The sequence below is a fragment of the Arthrobacter sp. Y3223151 genome (assembly GCF_059091125.1).
The window spans coordinates 1-19,754 of the sequence record NZ_JBNHGI010000018.1 but is presented as its reverse complement, the minus strand read 5'-3'; the positions used below and the strand labels follow the sequence as shown (position 1 = coordinate 19,754).

Genomic DNA, 19,754 nt, shown 5'->3' with positions numbered 1-19,754 from the left:
TCTAGTTGGCTGCCGGGATCAGGGATTGGATCAGTCCCTCGATGCGGGTTTTGATCTCGTCGCGGATGGGGCGGACAGCGTCTACGCCCTGCCCGGCCGGGTCTTCCAGGGCCCAGTCCTCGTAGCGCTTGCCGGGAAAGTAGGGGCACTCGTCGCCGCAGCCCATGGTGATCACGACGTCGGACTCCTTGACTGCCTCGGTGGTGAGGACCTTCGGGATCTCGGCGGACATGTCGATGCCGAGTTCGGCCATGGCCTCCACAGCGGCCGGGTTGACCTTGTCTGCGGGCTGGGAGCCGGCAGAGCGGACTTCGATGGCGCCTTCGGACAAGGTGGTCAGGAAGGCCGCCGCCATCTGCGAACGCCCTGCATTGTGGACGCAGACGAAGAGGACGGAAGGCTTTTTGGTGGTATCGGTGCTCACGGGTTTCTCCTGTGGTTCGAATGGTGGATTTGGTTGGGCATACGGCCCGCTCCATCGCTGCACCGACTCCGTATTGATGCCTGTCGATGTATGGAGTATCCGGCACTATATTGATGATTGTCAATATGCGCTGTGTTTGTTCTGCCCGGCCGCTCAGGCGGCGCGCAAGCGTGGCGCGAGGTCGCCGATGCGGTCGGAGATGTCGAGGAAGGCGTGTTCGAAAGCGTCGCTGGTGTTCGATCGGAGGGGGTCCGGAACGGACCAGTGAATTCCTTCCAGGCGCGGGAGTTCCTCGTGCGCGTTGTCGCACACGGTGACGATGAAGTCGTCGCTGGTTGCAACCTCAGCCAGCAGGCGCGGAGTCGCGTTCCCGAGGTTGACGCCGTGACGTTGCGCGATGTCGATGGCCCCTTGGGCGACGCGGTCTGCCGGGTGCGTGCCCGCCGACGTCGCAGGGATTTTACTTACGCGCCGCCATAGGGCAGTCGCCAGCTGAGACCGTGCGCTGTTGCGCGTGCAGACGAAGAGGACGCGGCGCACGCCGTGTTCACGCCCGGGTGACAGCCCCTCCATCGCTCCGGAGGTGAGCCTGATGTAGCTGCGCCGCTTATCCGCCTCCGAGCGGCTGCGGGTCGCGAGACCGGCAGCTTCCAGGGTGCGCAGGTGGTGGGACAGCAGGTTGGAGGGGATGCCGAGCTCGGCCTGCAGCTCCGTCGGTGAGTAGTCGCCGAGCGTCAGCAGGTCGACGATCCGCAGTCGGGCAGGGTCTGCCAGGGCGGCGTGCTTTGCAACTCGCGCCTGAAAGTCCCCGCTTCGCTCAATAATCATTGATTCAATTTTGACTGAGTTAATTTATTCGGTCAAGCTGGATCTCATGACTTCACACCAGCCACCCTTGTGGCGCCGCGCTGTCGCCGAGCTGCTCGGGACGGCCCTGCTTGTTTGCATCGTCGTGGGCTCGGGCATTGCCGCTCAGCAATTGTCCCCGAACGATGTGGGACTGCAGCTGCTGCAGAACAGTACCGCCACGGTGCTGGGACTGACGGTTCTGATCCTCATGTTTGGACCGGTCAGCGGTGCCCACTTCAATCCCGTGGTTTCGGTCGCGGACTGGCTTCTGGGTAGGCGCAGCCGCACCGGCTTGACCTTTGCGGAATTGGCTACATATCTGGTGGCGCAGATGGTCGGCGGGATCGGCGGCAGCGTACTCGCCAACGCCATGTTTGAGGTGGCTACGAGCGTCTCGACCAAGGACCGGGCAACTGCGGGAACCCTGCTGGGCGAGGTGGTTGCGACGGCTGGGCTCATTCTGCTGATCTTCTCCCTGGCTGCCACTCGAAGGGGTATCCTCGCTGCTCCCGCTGTGGGTGCGTACATTGGCGCGGCGTACTGGTTCACGTCCTCGACGTCTTTCGCCAATCCCGCCGTAACGGTCGGCCGCATCTTCAGCGACACGTTTGCCGGCATCGCCCCGGGCTCCGTCCCAGGTTTCGTGCTGGCGCAGGTGATCGGTGCGGCAGTGGGCGTCGGCCTCCTCATGCTCCTCTTCCCGGCGGCATCGCGCATGGCCGACGACGTTGTTGTCCCGCACCCTTCGCACAGGGGCGGATCCTGACCGCAAGAGCAAGAATTCCGCTTCCGCCAGAATTCGGGCTGTCGGCCCCAAAAGATTGATAGCGGTCAATGTTCCGGCATAATGGTGTTCATGACTGCGCTGCCCATCCTCGAACCGGCCGCGAAAGAAACCTGCTGCACCCCGGCGGGGACGGTTTTGGGCGCCGAAGCGGCGAAGGAAAAGGCCGTCATTTTCAAGGCCCTGTCCGACCCGAACCGACTGCGCCTGCTCTCCATCGTTAAGGCCGAAGCCTCCGGCGAATCGTGCGTTTGCGACCTCACCGAACCCCTGGACCTCGGCCAGCCCACCGTCTCGCACCATTTAAAAATCCTGGTGGATGCCGGCCTGCTGCACCGCGAAAAGCGGGGCACCTGGGCATACTACTCCCTGGCCCCCGGCGCCCTGGACAAAGTCGCGGGCATCCTGACCGAGCTGTGAGCGCCACAGGAACGACTGCTCGTCGTAGCGAACTGCCTCCGCGCTCATCCCGCAGATGCCCTTCACGCTCCAGGCCGAAGCCGATGAGCGCCGCAGACGAAGCCATGGAGCCGGCCCAGATCGCGACAATGGCCTCGATCACGTTGTACGTGATGGTGGAAGCGACAATGAGTCGCACGCGGCGGTGCAGCACAAAACGCCGCTCGGCAGAAAGCGCTGTTGGTGCTGTCATCGGGACCCCTCGCATCCGGGCAGCGGGCATGCCGGGTCGGCGCAGGGTTTGTTTTCGTCCACCATCAGTGTCACTTCCACGAGGGCCTGTAGGGCGTTCGCCAGGTGGGGGTCGGCGATCTCGTACCGGGTTTGCCGGCCTTCAGGTTCGGCCATGACGATGCCGCAATCACGAAGGCACGTCAGGTGATTGGCCACTATCACAAGGGCTACCTCTGCTCGTGTTGGCAATCACTGGAAGAATCCGGTGCGGGAAATAACCTTAATCCGCGCTTTGACATCGCTTCCGCCCCTAATACCCACCTGTGGATGTGACGTTTTCGCCTGTCTCCCGATATCCCATTCGCGACTGGGAGAAACGGTGCACTTCTTTTCGAACGGTTTTATGCACCCTTGATTAGAGAGGGTAGTGGGACTGCGTCAGAACTCGTTGACAATCGCAGAACCGCAGGCGTAGGTTGACCGCACTGTGCGCCTGGCTGGGGGAGGAACGCAGGGACCGTGGTTCCCTCAACGGACCTGTCGCCACTACGGCATCCAACGCATATCCCTGCAGGATGAGCGAGAAGCCTCCTGCCCGCCCAGGAGCCCCATCATGATCACGAAGAAAACACTGCGCCTGCCCATTTTCATTGCTCTTGCCCTCGTCGCAGGGACCGCGCCGGCCGTCGCGACGCCTGAGGAGGAAGCCCCCACCCCTTGGCCGCCCGAGGACACCGGTGGGAAGTACCTACCAGTCCCCGACGATTACTACGCTCCGGTCGAGGTCGAGGTATGCGGCACAACCGTCACCATAGAATCCGGAGACGTTCGGGATGTCCACTACAAGGCCCGGGTAAAGGAGAACGGGTCAACGGTGGTGAAGTTCCGGGGCGAGTCCACCGTTGACCTGACGCGAGCCTCAGACGAAGCATTTATCGATGAACTCGACGTCTCAGGACCGATGGTTCAACATTTCTCGGCCGATAAACTGACCGTCACGGACTCACTCAAGGGCCCCTCGTACATTTACCCCCTAAGCGACGTCGACGCCGCGGCGCTGGCGGAAGAAGGCTTCCCGGAGTTTTTCTACTATGACCGGGGGTGGCTGAGCATTCAGGCACACCTGTCCGAGGACCCAGCAGAAGAGCCAACCTCAGTGGATATTCTGCTGAACACCACCCGGCACGTGCACGATCTGTGCGAAATGCTCGATGAGGCGGCCCAGGAATAACGCGTCCTCTCTCCCCGGGCTCCTGGGAGGAGGAGCCGAGGTTCAGGAAAAGGTGCCGTCAGCCGAGCCAATTGCGGCGACGCGAGATGACGCCTTAGTCCTGTCGCTTGGCGTAGTCACTGTATCCGTGCCAGTCAAGCACCACGCATGGCTCATCGCCTACGACCCATGCATCGTGACCTGGAGGAACCGACATCAGGTCGCCGACGGCGAACTCGTTTTCCTCGCCGTCGTCCATGACGATCTTGATTCGTCCGGACAACACATAGCCAGTGTGGGCCACCTGACAGCTGTCCGTCCCGGCGATGGGTTTGACGTGCTTGGACCACTGCCAACCGGGTTCGAAAACCGCCCGCCCGACGGCGCCTGACTCGAGATTGATTAGATCCAGCTTCCCCTTACCGTCCTCAAAAGGCCGGGTTTCTTCGGGCTCGTTCAGACTCTTGCGGATCATGGGTGACATGAGGGTCTCCTTTGAACCAAACTGCCCTGCACACACAAGTGTGGCAGCACGCCGGGAACAGGGTCAACGCGTGCAGGCCTGACGTGGACCGTCACCAGCCGCCGCGCGTCGGCGTATGTCCCTTTCGGGCGTCGTCGGGCATTGCCATTTCGGCCCGCAGGCCTAAGAGCCGGATGGGACGGCCTTCTTCGATTCCTGCTGCGAGGTCCAAGGCCCGCGCGAGGATGTCGTCCCGGTCGAATGTCTCGGGAATCTTCCTCGCGTGGGTCTTGGTGAAGAACGGAGCATATCGAACCTTCAGTGTCAGCCCGACGACGGGCCGTCCCTCGGCCACGACGTCCTCAAGGACACGCGCTGTCAGCTCCCTGACGGCGTCGTCGACCTGGGCGGGCTCGGTCAGGTCCCGCTGGAAGGTGGTCTCCCGGCTATGCCCGCGGGCAACCCACGGGGTGTCGTCCACAACGCTGGCGCCGTCCCCGCGTCCGAGTTCGGCGTACCAGGGCCCCATCCTGGGGCCGAACTCCGGAACCAGGTCTTGGGGGTCGGACGCGGCGAGCTCGGCAACGGTGTTGATGCCGAGTTTGGCCAGCCGTCCCGACACCTTGGTGCCGACGCCCCACAGGTCCTTGGTGGGCCGGCCGCCCATGACGTCAAGCCAGTTCCCGGCGGTGAGACGAAAGACGCCGGCCGGCTTGCCGAAACCGGTGGCGACCTTGGCGCGGACCAAAGTGTCGCCGATGCCCACGCTGCAATGCAGCCGCGTTCGCTCCAGTACGGCGGCCTGCACCTGCCGGGCGTAGGCTTCCGGATTCCCTGTTTCGACGCCGACAAAGGCTTCATCCCAGCCCAGCACCTGCACGGTGGCGCCTGGCTGCGCTCGCAGTGTATCCATCACCGTTTCAGACGCCGCGAGGTACGCCTCGTGATCGACGGGGAGGATGACGGCGTCGGGCACTTTCCGTGCCGCCGTGCGCAAGGGCATTCCCGAACCCACGCCGAAGGCCCGGGCTTCGTAGGATGCGGTCGACACCACAGCCCGTTCCGTGGGGTCGCCCCGACCGCCCACAATGATCGGCTTGCCCGCAAGCTCGGGCCGCCGGAGCACTTCGACCGCAGCGATGAACTGGTCGAGATCGACGTGCAGCACCCACGGGTTTCCGCTCACGCCACCAGTGTGCCCTAAACATCCCCGGCAAGCATCGGGTCGCCGCCGGACCTTGGATCACGACTTCGCGGTGGCACGGCGGTCCAGGATCGAGGCGCCCACGGCGGCCGCAACGATGGACACTGCAAGGAACAGCGGCAGCTGGGTGGCCTGCGAAACGACGGCGCCGGCCGCAGCAGTTCCTGCCGAACCCGCAGTGATCTTCAGGGCTCCGACCCACACGAACACCTGGCCGCGTGCCTCCGGCGGCGCATATTCGCTGCGGGCGGCCAGGGTTGCGGCGAAGAAGTACGAGTTCGCGATCCCGGCCAAGGAGTAGGCGGCCACCGCGACAGGGAAGCTGCCGGCGAATGCCGCCCCGGCGAGGGCTAAGCCGACCCCGGCTGCGAGCCATGTCATCAGTCGGTCGGCGTCGGCCTGCATCGGCCGGACCATCACCCCTGCCGAACCGGTCAGGCCGCCCAGGCCGTAGGCCGCAGCCAGGACGCCTGCTGCAGCAGGTGCCACGGCGAAGTCGCCGGTGGAGGCCACGGCCGTGACGGGCAGCACGGCAACCGACAGGGCGACAACAACCGTCATGTAGAGGGTTCGCCGCAAAGGACCCGACGAGAACATCATCGCCAGCGTCCGTCCCGGCTGAGGCACCTCCGAGGCCGCGGCAGCAGGCGGGGAATATGGCAGGAGCCTGATCACCGCCGCGGCGACGAACGTGGCAGCGGCCAGGATCAGCGCCGCCACCGCCGGACTTGACCACGCCGAAACGGCGGCGACAAGGGAGGGCCCTATCGTGCCGCCAATGCCATAGGTGGCCACGTCCCAGCCTTGGGCGCGGCGCTGGCTGGATCTTCCCGGTCCGGCTATGGCCGGCAGCCGGCTGCTGATGCCCCCGGTCAGCAGGGGACCAACCAGTCCGGAAGCGACCAGCAGTGCTCCCGTGATGACGGGCCAGGTCACCGGATACAGCAGTACAGCGGCCGCGAGCGTTGCCCCGTGGGCCATGCAGGCCAGGGCAATCACGGAACGGCCGTCGCGGGCAGTATCAAGGCGCCGGGCGACGAAGGGGCCAAAGAGGTGGGGAGCGGTAATGCAGGCGCCCAGAAGGCCGGCCAGCCATCCCGGCGACCCGCTCGTCGCCACCAGCAGAATGATGGCAACCACCGCGCCCCCGTCCGCGCTGCGGGCCAGGGTGGCCGCCACGACATAGCGGGCGAGCGCCCCGCGCACACCGGTGCCTCGACCGGGCGCGTGGCCGGTAGTCACCCTGCGGCTTGAAAGACTCATCCGGCCTGCCGCCTCATCCAAAATCGCCTTCATGAATAGTTCCTCCCCGGCCTTCCTCCAGGCCGCAGTGAACCGTCGGGGCAAAGGCTTTCCGCCCCCGCGCCTGCGCGCCAAAGATGCCGGAGCCGGGCAGAAACCCTTGGGTCATGCCTGAAGACCGCACTGGCGAATGGCGTCCGCAACTTTCAGGCTTCCTTCACTGTCCAGACCGTGAAGCGGCAACGGCAGGCTGGGTGACGGAATCAGCCCCAGCTGCTCCGCAATCGCTGCCGTAACGCGCAGGCTGCCGTACGTCCGGAAGAGCGACCAGAGGGGCTCGAGATTCGCCGACGCTTCCACGGCCCGGTCGCTGCGGCCGGCCAACGCATGATCCGCCATCACCTTGGCCGTTTCGGGAAGGACGCCGGCGATCACCGAATACCACGCGTCACAGCCCGCAAGCAGTGCTTCAGCCGCGGCCCAGTCGCCGCTGATGCCTACCGTTATGCGTTCCGGCAGCAGCGAGCGCAACTCCCTCAGGCGTGCAGAAGCCTGCCCCGGCGGGGGAGGCGGGATTTTGATGGAGGCAATCGCCGGGATGTCGGCAATGCGCGAATACAGGGCATCGGAAAATGTGAACCCGGTAGTGCCTGGGTTGTCGTAGACGACCATGGGTACCGAGGATGCCGCCGAGACGTCCTGGTACAGGCTGAACACTTCCGCCTCCGTCAGGCGTTGGTATGACACCGGGGCCAGCAGCAGGCCCGAAGCCCCTGCCGCCTGGGCATCTTCAACATGCGCCTGGACATCGCGGGTACGCACCGCACCCACTCCCGCGATGACCGGGACCCCGTCGGCGGCATCGACAGCGGCCTCAAGTACGGCACGGCGTTCCTCCCGGGACAAGTACGCGTAGTTTCCGGTGGAGCCGAGCACGCCAAGGGAGTCCACGCCGGCTCTCGCGGTCCGGGACACCAAGAGAGCAACGGCCTTCACGTCGATGCGATCATCGACAATCGGTGTGAGGGGGAAAGCGCAGAGTCCGTGAAACATGAGTCCTTCTCTCATCCGGCTCCGGCCGGGAAAAGGCGGAGCAGCGGCGTGGGCGTCTGGTTGCGGTTTCCATGGTGGCAAGCGCCTTGGTCCTACACTAGGTCCAAGAAAGATCAAATCAGGAGGTCCATTTGGGAGAGGCCGAGCTTCCGCTCACACTCGACAGGAATGCGCCGGCTCCACTTGCCGCCCAACTGGCCGATCAACTCCGCCGGGCCATCCTCAGTGGGCTGCTGGGGCCGGAGCACACGCTCCCGGCAACACGCAGGATGGCCTCCGAGCTCGGCATCTCACGCGGGGTCGTGGTCCGGGCGTTCGAGCAGCTGGCCGGCGAGGGGTTCCTGGAAAGCCACGGTGCCGGTGGAACCAGGGTCGCGCTCCGCCCGGACGTTCAACACCCTGCCCGCGAGGAACGCCCTGCCCCGCGCCTTCAGGACAGCAGGCCGATCATCGACCTCACGCCGGGACGTCCCTCGTCCACACCTTTCCGCGACCGCGAGTGGCACACGGCCTGGCGCAGGGCGGTATCCGAACAGGGACCCACGCACCTGCCCCCACCTCTGGGGACCGCCACCCTGCGGAAGGAAGTCGCAGGGCACCTGGCAGCAGCCAGGGGACTGGCCGTCGAACCCGATGACGTCATCATTACCGCCGGAACCAGCGACGCCCTGCATCTGGCCGTCGCAGCCCTGCGAAGCCGCAGAGAGCATCCCCGCGTACTCGTTGAGGATCCCGGGTATCCAACGGCCCGACGGGTCATGGCCGCCGCCGGTGCCGTGGTGGAAACAGTGCCCGTCGACGACGACGGACTCAAAGCCGCCCAGCTGGCGTCCCTTGGTCGGCCGCCGGACGCCGTGCTGATCACCCCGAGCCACCAGTACCCGCTAGGCGGCCGGATGCCGGTGCAGGAACGGCTGGATCTTCTGAACTGGGCAGCCGAGCACGGTGTGCTCGTCCTCGAAGACGACTACGACAGCGAATTCCGCCACCGCAGGATGCCCTTGCCTGCCGTTGCTTCACTTCCCTCCACAGCCGATGTGGCGCTGCTGGGGACATTTTCCAAGTCCCTCAGCCCCTGGCTGCGGTGCGGCTACCTCGTGGTCCGTGGGGAATCAGGCCGCGCGCTGAAGGCCATCCGCGAAGACCTGGACACGCCGGTCGCCGGCATCATGCAAACGGCCCTTGCCTACTACATCCAGGCCGGGGGACTGGCACGACACATCTCGCGTGCGCGCCGCGAATACGCGCACCGCAGGGCCCTGCTGCTGGAACGCCTTGGGGCCCGATCGGACCTTCAACTTGCAGCCCTCGACGGCGGACTTCACGCAGTCCTGCGGTTCCAGGGAAAGGACGCCCCTCAACTGGCCGACGAGGTCCTTCGCCGCGGCGTCCGGCTGGCCACATTGGCCGCCTACTACGCCGACCGCGCGCCCGAGAACGGCTTCGTCATCGGGTACGGCGCCCCCAGCGATCTGCAGCTCACCAAAGCACTCGACGTCATCGTCGAATTGCTGAGTGCGCGCTGACCGCTGCAACTGCCGGCCGGCAGTAACTCCTCGTGTCAGTTGATCTGATCAGGGTGGGAGCCGATCCGGCCGTCCCGGCGGTCAAGGCCGGCCAGGCACTCCATGGCGGCGTTGTCCAGCAGGAAGTCCCAGACGTGGAAGTTTTCCTGGATGCGGGGACCGGTTGCCTTGGGGATGGCAATATTGCCCAACTGGAGATGCCAGCGCAGGACCACCTGTGCAGGGGTTTTGCCCAGGTCGCGGGCCAGATCCACCACGATGGGGTCACTCAGCGTCGCTCCCCGGGCGAGGGGACTCCACGCCACGGTGCGGATGCCATGGGCGGCGTTGAATTTCCGCAGGTGCGCCTGCTGGAACCTCGGGTGTAGCTCGATTTGGTTAACCGCCGGGACGATGTCCGTGTGTTGGAGCAACTGTTCGAGGTGTTCCGGAAGGAAGTTTGAAACGCCGACCGCCCGAACGCGCCCCGCCTGGTAGAGGCTTTCGAGTGCCCGGTAGGTTTCCACAAACAGAGCCCGCTTGGGTTGCGGCCAGTGGATTAGATACAGGTCGATGTAGTCAAGCCCCAGCAGCCGCGCAGAATCTTCAAAGGCCTGGAGCGTTTGGTGATAGCCGTGGTCATGGTTGTAGACCTTGGTGGTGACGAAGATTTCCTCACGGGAGGCCAGCCCGCCGGCCATATATTTGCGGACAGCCTCACCGACCCCTTGCTCGTTGCCGTACAGGGCCGCGGTATCGATATGGCGAAAACCGGCCTCCAAAGCGCGATAGCAAAGCCCGGCCGTCTCCGGCGGGGGAATCCTGGCCGTGCCGTAACCGAGCCGATCTATCCACACACCGTTGTTGAGCGCTGTTTTCTGCTCCGCCGCCATGGACGAGACTCTAGTCTTTCAGGGACGCCTGTCACCATCGTCACGGCCGTAAACGAAGGGCGGACCCCCAGTGTGCATGAATCCGCGCGGGAGCGGCCCTTGGCATCCGCCGCTGACCGGAGGACGATTAAAGGACCGACACGAAGGAGGTTCGTGATGTGCTACGCCTCGAATAGGGATTCCCGCTGGGGCTTCCGCAAGGAAGCCGAGAACACGCCGGAAACCCGCCGCGAAGACAAGGACACCGGGCGCGAAACCTGGACGAAGACTGATGACTCCGAAGTGATTGCCTTCCTTGACAAGTCAACAGTGGAAGAGCCAGCCAGCGACCGAACCACGTAGCCGAAACCGTACGGGATAGATGAAGCCCCGCAGTAACTCTGCGGGGCTTCATTGCGCCTACTGGCTCGGCGATTCATCCGGGTCGAAATCCTCCAGCGGGGCTCCCAGCCGGTCGTCCGCCATCCCGCCCTCGAGCGGATCGGACAGGGTCTCGTCCACGGGACGCTCGGAGTCCGTATCGATCCCGGCGTCCACCAGTTCCGGCGGCACCGCGTCGACGCCCTCATCCGGGATGAGCGGGTCTTCACCCTGGATGTTCAGCTCCGGATCCGGCAGGGTCTGTTCGTCCTCCGGGCGGTTCTGCTCGCTCATGGCAGCCTCCTTCGATCGTGATCCACCTTGCGCTGAGATTGCCACCGTAACCCGGACGAGCCGTGAGGGAAACAGGCAGGGCTGCCGGAAAACCGGCCAGTGCGTGCTTCATCGCCCGATGCCGGTCCGCCGGCGTTGGGGAAACGGGATCAGGTCCAGGTCCCGGGCCGCAACCACCTCGGCCCCTCCTGCCCGCGCCCTGGCCTGTTCCTCGAGCGGGACCAGGTCGGGGTAGCGCGAGGAGAAATGGGTCAGCACCAGCGTGCCCACGCCGCCGCCGGCGGCGAGTCCGCCCGCCTGGCCGGCCGTGAGGTGGCGGTGCCGGACGGCGAGGGCCTCGTCGTCGTCGCTGAAGGTGGACTCGGCCACGAGCAGGTCGGCGCCGTCGGCCAGTTCCTCCGCCCCGGCGCAGACCGCGGTGTCCATCACGAACGCAAAGCGCTGCCCCGGCCGGGGCACGCTGACCTCCTGGAGTTGCAACCCCTTGAAGGTCCCTTCCCGCTGTAGGCGGCCGACGTCGGGGCCGGAAATCCCGGCGGCAGCCAGCCGGTCGGGCAGCAGGGTGCGGTCGTCGGGTTCGACCAGCCGGTAGCCGTAGGCCTCGATCCGGTGGTCCAGGGGACGCACCTCGAGGCCGTCAGCAATGGCCCCGGGGGCGCCGTGCGGGTGCAGGCGCAGGTCAAGTCCCGGGGAGGCGACCGAGACCAGGGCCCGGACCACATCACCGCCGGAGGCCGGATAGTGAAGATGAACCGGATGCTCAACGCCGTCCAGGACCATGCGCGAGAGCACGCCGGGCAATCCGTAGCAGTGGTCGCCGTGCACATGCGTGAGGCAGATGCGCGTGATCCGGCTGGCCGAAACCCCGGCGAGGATCATTTGCCGCTGCGTTCCCTCACCCGGGTCGAACAGCACTCCCTCGCCGTCCCACCGCAGCAGGTAGCCGTTGTGGTTGCGGCTCCGGGTAGGAACCTGCGAGGCGGTGCCCAGGACGACAAATTCGCGCATGCGGCCGAGTCTGCCATCGCGGATGCGCCGGCGGCCACCGTCTGAAGCGCAGCGGCGCGGCCGGCCGGGGAACCGGGGAACGGCGCATGAACGACGGCGACGCATTGCCGGCTCGTCACGGGGCTGGAAAAATGTCAGGAACAGCCCGGTGGCTGAGCATCGGGCCCAGGTCGTAGCGGAGGCGGTGTCTGACGAGTGAACAGCGGGGCAGCGGGTGACAACGGCCGGCGGCTGGAACGCGCCGCGGAGCTGCGGGCGTCACGGGAACGCGGGCCGGCCGACGCGGACGAAGAGGAGCGGGCGGAGGCCGAAGAGGAGAAGCACCGGAAAATCCGGGAGCTGGACACCTCCCGGCGCGCGGACTACCTGATCCGGGAGGCCATGGCCCGCGGGGACTTCGACGACCTGAAATACGCCGGAAAACCGATCCCCAACCTGGGCAACGGGTATGACCCCGACTGGTGGCTCAAGGGGCTGATCGAGCGCGAGAACCTCACGGGGCTGGGCCCCGAAGCCCTGCTGCTGCGGACCGAGGATGCCGAGCTGGACGGACGGCTGGACCAGCAGATCTCGGACCGGCGGGTGCGCGAAATCCTGGAGGACTTCAACGCCCGGGTGGTCAACGCGCGGCGACAGCTACAGGGCGGCCCGCCGGTGATTACCAAGACCCGGGACGTGGAGTATGAACTGGAACGCTGGCGGGAACGCCGGGCGGCCAGGGCAGCCGCGGCGGCACGCGAGGAACCGGAGCCCGAGCCCAAGCGGCCGTGGTGGCGCCGGATGTGGGACGTGACCGAATAGCCGGGCGCTACTTCCGCTGGGCGGCCGGTGCCCCGCGCAGGCCAGCCAGTTCCCTTTTCACCTGCCGCTTGGCCACCGGGCGGAAACCTGCCGCCAGGTAGCGGTCGCGCACGGCGCGTTCGGAGCGGAAGAGCGCCCAGCCGCGTTTGAGCAGGAACGGCAGCGGTTTGCGGTGCTCGCGCAGGTCGCGCACCAGGCGGCGCACCGCCGTCGTGATGGGAGAGACCGTGATGAAGACGGCGTCCACCTCCAGCCCGAGGCTGCGCAGCTGGCCGAGCACTGCGTCGGCGAAGATGCCCTCGGCAATCACCGGCCCCTCCGCGAGTTCCACGGTGCGGTGCCCGTTGTAGCTGGAGGTGGCGATGGAGTAGTCGGGAATCCGGGTGCGGCCGGTCTCCAGCAGTTCCGTCATGGCGCGGGCCGCGGCGCCGCTGTTCCAGGTGCCGGGATGGTCCCAGTCGATCTCCCCGTACGGGGTCAGCGGCAGCGGGGACCCCGGGGTGTGCTCGCCGATTTCCCGGTAGAACGCGTCGAGCTCCAGATGCGGACGGCCGAACCGCGCCGCCAGATAGGACTTGCCGGAACCGGAGGCGCCGCCGAGCAGCACGAGCGGCAGGTGGGGAGAAGGCACATGGCTATTATTCCGTGCCCGGCACGGTGGCGAGTCACCCAACCCGCCGCGGGGTGGCAGGAACGGCACATGTCGTGGCCCGGCGCCGTAAAATGGCAGGGGCCGCCGGGCAGGCGGTGCGGATCGGCAGGTTCAGGAAGCAGGCAACACTTTGGAGCACTCAGCGCAGGGCCTTGGCGGGCTCGACTGGGTCCGCCAGCCGGAGTCGTTCGGCGCGGAGGCGGACCTGCAGTTTGGCCTGGCACTGCTGGCAGCGGCCAGGCAGGGACGGCTCGGCCCTACCGTGCGCGTGTACCGTCCGGCACCGACGGTGGCGTTCGGGCAGCGGGACGCGCATCTGCCCGGCTTCGGGGAGGCGGCGCGCCGCTGCCGCGAACTTGGATTCGAACCGCTGGTGCGCAAGGCGGGCGGCCGGGCCGCCGCCTACCACGAAGGCTGCCTGGTGCTGGATCACGTGGAGCCGCTGGCCGATGCGATTGCCGGAGCGAAAAGGCGTTTCGGCCGGTTCGGGGAGCTCATCGCCGGCGGATTGCGGGCAACCGGGCTGCAGGCCGGCGTGGGCGAAATCCCCGGGGAGTACTGCCCGGGCGAGTTCAGCATCCACGGCGCGTACCCGGTTGAGCCGCTGCGCCGGATCAAGCTGGTGGGCACCGCGCAGCGGGTCGTCGCCGGCGCCTGGCTGTTTTCCTCCGTCGTGGTGGTCGAGGATGCGGCGCCGCTGCGCGAGGTGCTCACGGCCAGCTACGACGCACTCGGCCTGGACTGGGACCCGGCAACGGCCGGCGCGGCCGAGGACCTGCTGCCCGGCCTCGGCGTGGGCTCGGTGGAGCGGGCGCTGCGGGCGGCGTACGCCGGCTACGCCGACGTGGCGGACGGGGCGTTTCCCGACCTGCTGGCCCGCCTGCAGGTCCCGGAACCGGCCCCGTTGTAGTGAACGCCCGGCCAGCCTAGTCTGGAGGGGACTTCGAGTCCCGGCAGCGGAGGCACACCATGGACGGGCCAGCGCAGCACGGTCCGCACACCCTCGACGACGCACTGGGCCGGCCCCTGCGGGATCGGCGGATCTCCGTCACCGACCGGTGCAACTTCCGCTGCGTCTACTGCATGCCCAGGGAAGTGTTCGGCCGCGACTTCGTGTTCCTGCCCAAGGACCAGCTGCTGACCTTCGACGAAATCGTCCGCGTGGCCCGGATCGCGGCCGCGGAAGGGGTGGAGAAGTTGCGGCTGACCGGCGGCGAACCGCTGCTGCGGCGGGGGATCGAGGACCTGGTCGCCGGGCTGGCCGCGCTCCGCACGCCCGAAGGCCGTCCGCTGGACCTGGCGATGACGACCAACGGCTCGGCACTGGCCCGCAAGGCCGAGGCGCTCAAGGCGGCCGGGCTGTCCCGGGTGACCGTCTCGCTGGATTCGGTCGACGACGCCACCTTCCGCGCCATGAACGACGTCGACTATCCCGTCGCCGCGGTGCTGGAGGCCATCGAGGCCGCGGCCGCGGTCGGGCTGGGCCCGGTCAAGATCAACATGGTGGTCAAGCGCGGCCAGAACGACGGCGGCGTCCCGGCCATGGCGCGCCACTTCCACGGCACACCCCACATCGTCCGGTTCATCGAATACATGGATGTGGGCACGACCAACGGCTGGAACCTGGAGCAGGTGGTCCCGTCGGCCGAGATCGTGCGGCGGATCGACGCCGAGCTTCCGCTGGAACCGCTGGCACCCCGGTACCCCGGGGAGACGGCCACACGCTTCAGGTACCGCGACGGCGGCGGCGAAATCGGGACCATCTCCAGCGTCACGCAGGCGTTCTGCCACGGCTGCACCCGCGCCCGGCTGAGCACCGACGGGAAGCTGTTCACCTGCCTGTTCGGCACCGGCGGAACGGATCTGCGCGCCCTGCTGCGCGGCGGCGCGGACGACGGCGAACTGGCCCGCGTGCTGTCCGGCGTCTGGCGGGGCCGTTCGGACCGCTACTCGGAACTGCGCGGCGCCGAGACCGCGGGCGTTGACCCACGTGCCGGCAAGACTTCGGCCGGGATAGCTGCCCCGCCTGCCGCCGGCTGGCCGGGGCGGAAAGTGGAGATGCACTACATCGGCGGCTAGGGCCCCCACTTATCCACATCGGCGCAATCGCCGGTGCCGTTGCAGCGGATGCGGATGCAGACTGGCTGGACAATTCAATCCATCGGCAAGAGGAGCCCATGGTGTGCGATATCTGCAACGGCATGACCCATCGGGAGGCGAGGGAGAAGACGCTGCAAACCATCGACAAGTACGGCTGGCAATGCATGATCGTCGAGGGGGACGCCGACAACACCGCTTTTGGCTACACCATCGGGCTGACCCAGGTCCAGCATCCCGAAATACTGCTGACCGGACGGGCCTTGGCGGAAACGCACGCCATTCTCAGCCTCTTGGCGCACCGGGTGCTGCACCATGGCCGCACCCTGGTGGCGGGGATGGAGGTACCGCTGCGGCCGCGGAAAGTGGCGCTGGCCCGGATTGAGCGGCCGGAGGATGTGCTCCTGGTCGCGGCAGATATTTACAAAGGCCGGCTGCGCGGCCTGCAGGCCATCTGGGCCGACGGGGAAGGGCTGTTTCCGTGGCAGCAGGACGTCCCGGACGTGCTGACCCAGCCCCTGTATGGAACACCGCCCGTGCTCAGGCCGAAGCCGGGTTGAGCACGGGCGGTGTAGCGGGGTTTAGCGGACCGTTGTCAGTGCCCGCGGGCAATCCACTCGTCGAGCTGCGGTGCCTCGGCGCCGATGCTGGTGGCATCGCCGTGACCGGTCTTCACCGTGGTCTCGGCCGGCAGCGTCAGCAGCCGGCCCTTGATCGACTCGATGATCGTCTCGAAGCTGGAATAGCTGCGGCCGGTGGCGCCCGGACCGCCGTTGAACAACGTGTCGCCGCTGAACAGCACGTTTTGCGAGGCCAGGTGGAAGCAGACCGATCCGGGGGAGTGGCCCGGAGTGTGGATGGCCTGCAGCCGCGCCCCCGCGATCTCGAAGGTGTCGCCGTCCTCGATCGTGTGGTCGGGTGCGCTGTCCGGGAAGACGGCGTCCCAGAGCATCCGGTCGGCCTCGTGCAGGTAAACCGGTGCCTTCACCAGGTCCCGGAATTCACCGACGGCTCGGATGTGGTCGTCGTGACCGTGCGTGAGCAGGATGGCCTTCACGGTCCGGGAGCCGACGGCGTTGGCAATGGCCTGCGGATCGTGTGCCGGGTCGATCACGACGACCTCGGTGGCGTCGCCGACGATCCACACATTGTTGTCCACGTCCCAGGTGCCGCCGTCCAGCGAGAACGTGCCCGAGGTGACCAGGTTTTCGATTGCCGCGCTCATGCTACCTCCACCACCGAACGCAGCACCTTGCCCTCGTGCATCTTGTCGAACGCGGCCTCAACGTCGTCCAGCTTGATCCGCTCGGTGACGAAGGCGTCCAGGTCCAGGTTGCCCTGCTTGTAGTGGCTGACCAGCATCGGGAAGTCGCGGGACGGCAGGCAATCGCCGTACCAGGAGGACTTCAGCGAGCCGCCGCGGCCGAACACGTCCAGCAGCGGCAGTTCGATCTTCATGTCCGGCGTGGGGACTCCCACCAGGACCACGCGCCCGGCGAGGTCGCGGGCGTAGAACGCCTGCTTGTAGGTTTCCGGACGTCCGACCGCTTCAATCACGACGTCGGCGCCGTTGCCTCCGGTCAGCGCCCGGATGGCTTCCACCGGGTCCTGTTCCTTCGAGTTGATGCCGTGCGTGGCACCGAGCGACTTGGCCAGCTCCACCTTGTTGTCGTCGATGTCGACGGCGATGATCGTGGTGGCGCCGGCAAGCTTGGCGCCGGCGATGGAGGCGATGCCTACACCGCCGCAGCCGATCACGGCCACGGATTCGCCGCGCTTGACCTCGCCGGTGTTGATCGCCGCGCCGATGCCGGCCATGACGCCGCAGCCGAGCAGCCCGACGGCCGCCGGGTCGACGTCGTCGTCCACCTTGGTGCACTGGCCGGCGGCCACCAGGGTCTTCTCGGCAAAGGCACCGATGCCCAGGGCGGGGGAGAGCTCGGTGCCGTCCTCGAGGGTCATCTTCTGGGTGGCGTTGTGCGTGTTGAAACAGTACTGTGCCTCACCGCGCCGGCAGGCCCGGCACTCGCCGCACACGGCGCGCCAGTTCAGGATGACGCGGTCGCCGGGCTCAAGATCGGTTACGTCGGGGCCGACGGCGCTGACCACGCCGGTGGCTTCGTGGCCGAGCAGGAACGGGAAGTCGTCGTTGATCCCGCCCTGCTTGTAGTGCAGATCGGTATGGCAGACGCCGCAGGTGAGGATGTCCACCAGCGCCTCGCCCGGGCCCGGATCGGGAACCAGGATGGTTTCGATGGAGACCGGAGCATTCTTTTCCAGGGCCACTACTGCCCGAACCTTGTGAACCATGCGGGAGTGATTCCTTCCTAGCGAAGTCTGGCGAGGCCGTCGTCGGCCGTCCTGCCCCATCCTAGGAACAAAACAGGGGCGCCACAATTTCCAAAACGATTGTTATGGAAACTGCGGCGCCCCGTGGGCCCGCGGTCCGAATTCCGCCGGCGGAGCCTGCCGCTGCTAGACGCCCAGGCGTTCCTTGACCAGCGAGAGCGGCGGGTTCGTGGCGCTGCTGCCATCCGGGAAGAGCAGGGTGGGAACCGTCTGGTTTCCGTCGTTGAGCTTCTCGACGAGCTCCGCGGTGCCGGGGACCTCTTCGATATTGATCTCGGTGTAGGCGATGCCCTGCGCATCGAACTGGGTCTTGAGGCGGCGGCAGTACCCGCACCAGGTGGTGGAGAACATGGTGACGGTTCCGGCAGCAGGTGTGTAATCCAAGATGGCTCCTTCTGGTCTGAAAGCTTGTGTACATGTCAACGTCGCACCGGGCGCGGTCATTCCCGGCGCCGCAAGCGGCGGCAGCCGGCCGGGCATTCCGGCGCGCGGTGCGAGGCTGTTTCGGGCCGCGCGCCGGGCATCAGCCGCGCGGCTGGACCATAATGGAGGCATGTGCGGCAGATACGTCATGGCCCGAAGCACCGGCGAACTGGTGGCTTCGTTCGACGTCGATGAGTCCTATGTCGAAGAGATCCAACCTTCCTACAACGTGGCACCGACCGACGAGGTCCCGTTGATCATCGACCGCAAGCAGGCCGACGGCGAGGGAGTGTCCAGGAAACTCATCGTGGCCCGGTGGGGCCTCGTGCCGCCGTGGGCCAAGGACCCGCGCTCCGGCGCCCGCCTGATCAACGCGCGGATGGAGACCGTAACGGAGAAACCCTCGTTCCGCAAGGCGGCGGCCAGGAAGCGCGGATTGCTTGTTGCCGACGGGTATTTCGAATGGCAGAAGACCGAGGACGGCAAGATCCCGACCTACCTGCACGGCGAAGGCGAAGAGGCGCTGGCTTTCGCGGCTTTGTTCGAAAACTGGCCCGACCCGGCCCTGCCCGAAGACCACCCGGAGAAGTGGCTGCGCACCTGCACCATCATCACCACCCAGGCGGCCGATGCGCTCGGGCATATCCACGACCGGACACCGCTGATCGTTCCGCCCGGCCTCTATGCGGACTGGCTGGATCCGGAAACAACATCCGAGGCCGACGTGCGGCAGCTGCTGGAGGCCATGCCCGAACCGCATCTTGTCCCGCGGCGGGTCAGTTCGAAGGTCAACAACGTGCGCAACAACGGGCCCGACCTTATCGACGAGGCAGCATGACTGCCGTCCGGCGTCCCGGAAGCGGGGATCGTTCCCTGAGCGGCGTCCCCGCAGCCATTGTGCGCCGGCCCCGGCTGCCGGAAGCTGGGATGGAGTAGCCGGACCCGCGCCGCCAAGGCGGGAACCAGGGGAGGAAACCATGCCCGGACAGTACGTGGCCAGTTCGACGGCGACGATTGCGGCGCCGCCGGACCGTGTCTGGTCGGTGATCACGGACCCCGAAGCCATCAGGGGATTCATGTTCGGCACCGACGTGCAGACCGATTGGAGCGTCGGCGGACCCATCCGATGGCGGGGTGAGTGGGAGGGCGAAGCGTACGAGGACAAGGGCCAGGTGCTGGAGTTCGAACCCGGACGCCGGCTGGTCGTCACGCACTTCAGCCCGCTGTCCGGCCGGGAGGACCTGCCCGAGAACTACCACCGTCTCGTCTGGACGCTGGAGGAAGTTCCGGGCGGCACGGAGTTCACGCTGTCGCAGGACAACAACGAGACCGCCGAGGCGGCGGAACACTCCAAGCTGATGTGGGACAAGCTGGTCGGCGACGTGAAGTACCTCGCCGAGCACGAGGGCTAGGTGTATTGCCCACGGACGTTAGGGACGCGCGGCGTGGCTGGGTGACATGAAGAAGACCTCCGGGTGAGGTGGGGCTTGTCGAGAGTCCACATCTTCAC

24 protein-coding genes and 2 pseudogenes are annotated in these 19,754 nt (G+C 66.7%); 11 read left to right on the top strand and 15 right to left on the bottom strand.

What is annotated here, in order from left to right; all coding sequences use genetic code 11:
- Position 1: 1 nt before the first annotated feature.
- A complete protein-coding gene (locus AC5RUP_RS16550) occupies positions 2–424 on the bottom strand; it encodes an arsenate reductase ArsC (RefSeq protein ID WP_494153401.1) in 423 nt (140 codons plus the stop codon).
- Between the two features lie 153 nt (positions 425–577).
- Positions 578–1,252: an arsenate reductase/protein-tyrosine-phosphatase family protein gene (locus AC5RUP_RS16545; RefSeq protein WP_494131602.1), complete on the bottom strand. Its 675-nt coding sequence runs from the start codon at positions 1,250–1,252 to the stop codon at positions 578–580.
- Between the two features lie 46 nt (positions 1,253–1,298).
- Between AC5RUP_RS16545 and AC5RUP_RS16540 the strand changes: the two genes are divergently transcribed.
- Positions 1,299–2,039, top strand: coding sequence for an aquaporin (locus AC5RUP_RS16540; protein ID WP_494131601.1), 741 nt, complete (start codon positions 1,299–1,301; stop codon positions 2,037–2,039).
- A 90-nt stretch (positions 2,040–2,129) separates the two neighbouring features.
- Positions 2,130–2,477: an ArsR/SmtB family transcription factor gene (locus AC5RUP_RS16535; protein ID WP_494069133.1), complete on the top strand. Its 348-nt coding sequence runs from the start codon at positions 2,130–2,132 to the stop codon at positions 2,475–2,477.
- Between the two features lie 67 nt (positions 2,478–2,544).
- Here the strand turns inward: AC5RUP_RS16535 and AC5RUP_RS16530 are convergent.
- Positions 2,545–2,709, bottom strand: a pseudogene (locus tag AC5RUP_RS16530) (cobalt transporter); the annotation flags it as partial.
- A pseudogene (locus AC5RUP_RS16525) lies at positions 2,706–2,906 on the bottom strand (ArsR/SmtB family transcription factor); the annotation flags it as partial. The pseudogenes AC5RUP_RS16525 and AC5RUP_RS16530, both read right to left, overlap by 4 nt.
- Before the next feature lie 397 nt (positions 2,907–3,303).
- Between AC5RUP_RS16525 and AC5RUP_RS16520 the strand changes: the two are divergent.
- Positions 3,304–3,921, top strand: coding sequence for a hypothetical protein (locus AC5RUP_RS16520; RefSeq protein WP_494149054.1), 618 nt, complete (start codon positions 3,304–3,306; stop codon positions 3,919–3,921).
- Positions 3,922–4,015: 94 nt separating this feature from the next.
- Here AC5RUP_RS16520 and AC5RUP_RS16515 read toward each other — a convergent pair whose 3' ends face one another.
- From AC5RUP_RS16515 to AC5RUP_RS16500, 4 genes are all read right to left on the bottom strand, one after another.
- Positions 4,016–4,384, bottom strand: a complete 369-nt coding sequence (locus tag AC5RUP_RS16515) for a cupin domain-containing protein (protein WP_494069130.1) — start codon at positions 4,382–4,384, stop codon at positions 4,016–4,018.
- Positions 4,385–4,475: 91 nt separating this feature from the next.
- Positions 4,476–5,549, bottom strand: a complete 1,074-nt coding sequence (locus AC5RUP_RS16510) for a DNA polymerase IV (protein WP_494153400.1) — start codon at positions 5,547–5,549, stop codon at positions 4,476–4,478.
- Between the two features lie 57 nt (positions 5,550–5,606).
- A complete protein-coding gene (locus AC5RUP_RS16505; protein WP_494153399.1) occupies positions 5,607–6,863 on the bottom strand; it encodes an MFS transporter in 1,257 nt (418 codons plus the stop codon).
- Between the two features lie 111 nt (positions 6,864–6,974).
- Positions 6,975–7,862: a dihydrodipicolinate synthase family protein gene (locus AC5RUP_RS16500; RefSeq protein ID WP_494153398.1), complete on the bottom strand. Its 888-nt coding sequence runs from the start codon at positions 7,860–7,862 to the stop codon at positions 6,975–6,977.
- A gap of 131 nt (positions 7,863–7,993) precedes the next feature.
- Here AC5RUP_RS16500 and pdxR point away from each other — a divergent pair, with 131 nt between their 5' ends.
- Positions 7,994–9,388, top strand: a complete 1,395-nt coding sequence (gene pdxR / locus AC5RUP_RS16495) for a MocR-like pyridoxine biosynthesis transcription factor PdxR (RefSeq protein WP_494153397.1) — start codon at positions 7,994–7,996, stop codon at positions 9,386–9,388.
- A 35-nt stretch (positions 9,389–9,423) separates the two neighbouring features.
- On the opposite strand, the gene AC5RUP_RS16490 is transcribed toward pdxR, so the two are convergent.
- Complete coding sequence (locus tag AC5RUP_RS16490; RefSeq protein ID WP_494153396.1) at positions 9,424–10,260, bottom strand: aldo/keto reductase; 837 nt, start codon at positions 10,258–10,260, stop codon at positions 9,424–9,426.
- Positions 10,261–10,416: 156 nt separating this feature from the next.
- Here AC5RUP_RS16490 and AC5RUP_RS16485 point away from each other — a divergent pair, with 156 nt between their 5' ends.
- Entirely contained in the window at positions 10,417–10,602 is a 186-nt protein-coding gene (locus AC5RUP_RS16485) for a hypothetical protein (protein ID WP_494153395.1), read from the top strand.
- A gap of 57 nt (positions 10,603–10,659) precedes the next feature.
- Here AC5RUP_RS16485 and AC5RUP_RS16480 read toward each other — a convergent pair whose 3' ends face one another.
- Positions 10,660–10,914, bottom strand: coding sequence for a hypothetical protein (locus AC5RUP_RS16480; RefSeq protein ID WP_493977483.1), 255 nt, complete (start codon positions 10,912–10,914; stop codon positions 10,660–10,662).
- Positions 10,915–11,022: 108 nt separating this feature from the next.
- Entirely contained in the window at positions 11,023–11,922 is a 900-nt protein-coding gene (locus AC5RUP_RS16475) for a ribonuclease Z (RefSeq protein ID WP_494158771.1), read from the bottom strand.
- Positions 11,923–12,117: 195 nt separating this feature from the next.
- On the opposite strand from AC5RUP_RS16475, the gene AC5RUP_RS16470 reads away from it, so the two are divergent.
- On the top strand, positions 12,118–12,723 hold the full coding sequence (locus AC5RUP_RS16470) for a DnaJ family domain-containing protein (RefSeq protein WP_494155009.1): 606 nt from the start codon (positions 12,118–12,120) through the stop codon (positions 12,721–12,723).
- A gap of 7 nt (positions 12,724–12,730) precedes the next feature.
- Here the strand turns inward: AC5RUP_RS16470 and AC5RUP_RS16465 are convergent, their stop codons facing one another.
- Positions 12,731–13,354, bottom strand: coding sequence for a uridine kinase family protein (locus tag AC5RUP_RS16465; protein ID WP_494155010.1), 624 nt, complete (start codon positions 13,352–13,354; stop codon positions 12,731–12,733).
- A 151-nt stretch (positions 13,355–13,505) separates the two neighbouring features.
- Here AC5RUP_RS16465 and AC5RUP_RS16460 point away from each other — a divergent pair, with 151 nt between their 5' ends.
- The 3 genes from AC5RUP_RS16460 (at position 13,506) to AC5RUP_RS16450 (ending at position 16,032) form a co-directional block, all read left to right on the top strand.
- The gene (locus AC5RUP_RS16460) at positions 13,506–14,285 is read left to right on the top strand and encodes a lipoate--protein ligase family protein (protein WP_494158770.1); all 780 of its coding nucleotides are present in this window, start codon (positions 13,506–13,508) and stop codon (positions 14,283–14,285) included.
- A gap of 59 nt (positions 14,286–14,344) precedes the next feature.
- Entirely contained in the window at positions 14,345–15,454 is a 1,110-nt protein-coding gene (gene moaA / locus AC5RUP_RS16455; protein WP_494158769.1) for a GTP 3',8-cyclase MoaA, read from the top strand.
- Between the two features lie 98 nt (positions 15,455–15,552).
- Complete coding sequence (locus AC5RUP_RS16450) at positions 15,553–16,032, top strand: DUF4262 domain-containing protein (protein ID WP_494154702.1); 480 nt, start codon at positions 15,553–15,555, stop codon at positions 16,030–16,032.
- A gap of 35 nt (positions 16,033–16,067) precedes the next feature.
- Here AC5RUP_RS16450 and AC5RUP_RS16445 read toward each other — a convergent pair whose 3' ends face one another.
- The 3 genes from AC5RUP_RS16445 to AC5RUP_RS16435 form a co-directional block, all read right to left on the bottom strand.
- The gene (locus AC5RUP_RS16445; RefSeq protein WP_494154701.1) at positions 16,068–16,697 is read right to left on the bottom strand and encodes an MBL fold metallo-hydrolase; all 630 of its coding nucleotides are present in this window, start codon (positions 16,695–16,697) and stop codon (positions 16,068–16,070) included.
- Positions 16,694–17,782, bottom strand: coding sequence for an S-(hydroxymethyl)mycothiol dehydrogenase (locus AC5RUP_RS16440; RefSeq protein WP_494154700.1), 1,089 nt, complete (start codon positions 17,780–17,782; stop codon positions 16,694–16,696). The genes AC5RUP_RS16445 and AC5RUP_RS16440 overlap by 4 nt, the downstream gene beginning before the upstream one ends.
- Before the next feature lie 165 nt (positions 17,783–17,947).
- Positions 17,948–18,205 carry a glutaredoxin domain-containing protein gene (locus AC5RUP_RS16435; protein ID WP_494080963.1) on the bottom strand — a complete coding sequence of 86 codons (258 nt, stop codon included), beginning with the start codon at positions 18,203–18,205 and terminating at the stop codon, positions 17,948–17,950.
- Positions 18,206–18,374: 169 nt separating this feature from the next.
- Here AC5RUP_RS16435 and AC5RUP_RS16430 point away from each other — a divergent pair, with 169 nt between their 5' ends.
- Both AC5RUP_RS16430 and AC5RUP_RS16425 read left to right on the top strand, forming a co-directional pair.
- On the top strand, positions 18,375–19,082 hold the full coding sequence (locus tag AC5RUP_RS16430; RefSeq protein WP_494154699.1) for an SOS response-associated peptidase: 708 nt from the start codon (positions 18,375–18,377) through the stop codon (positions 19,080–19,082).
- 139 nt (positions 19,083–19,221) lie between these two features.
- Positions 19,222–19,656, top strand: coding sequence for an SRPBCC domain-containing protein (locus tag AC5RUP_RS16425; RefSeq protein ID WP_494149069.1), 435 nt, complete (start codon positions 19,222–19,224; stop codon positions 19,654–19,656).
- The last annotated feature ends 98 nt before the right edge of the window (positions 19,657–19,754 follow it).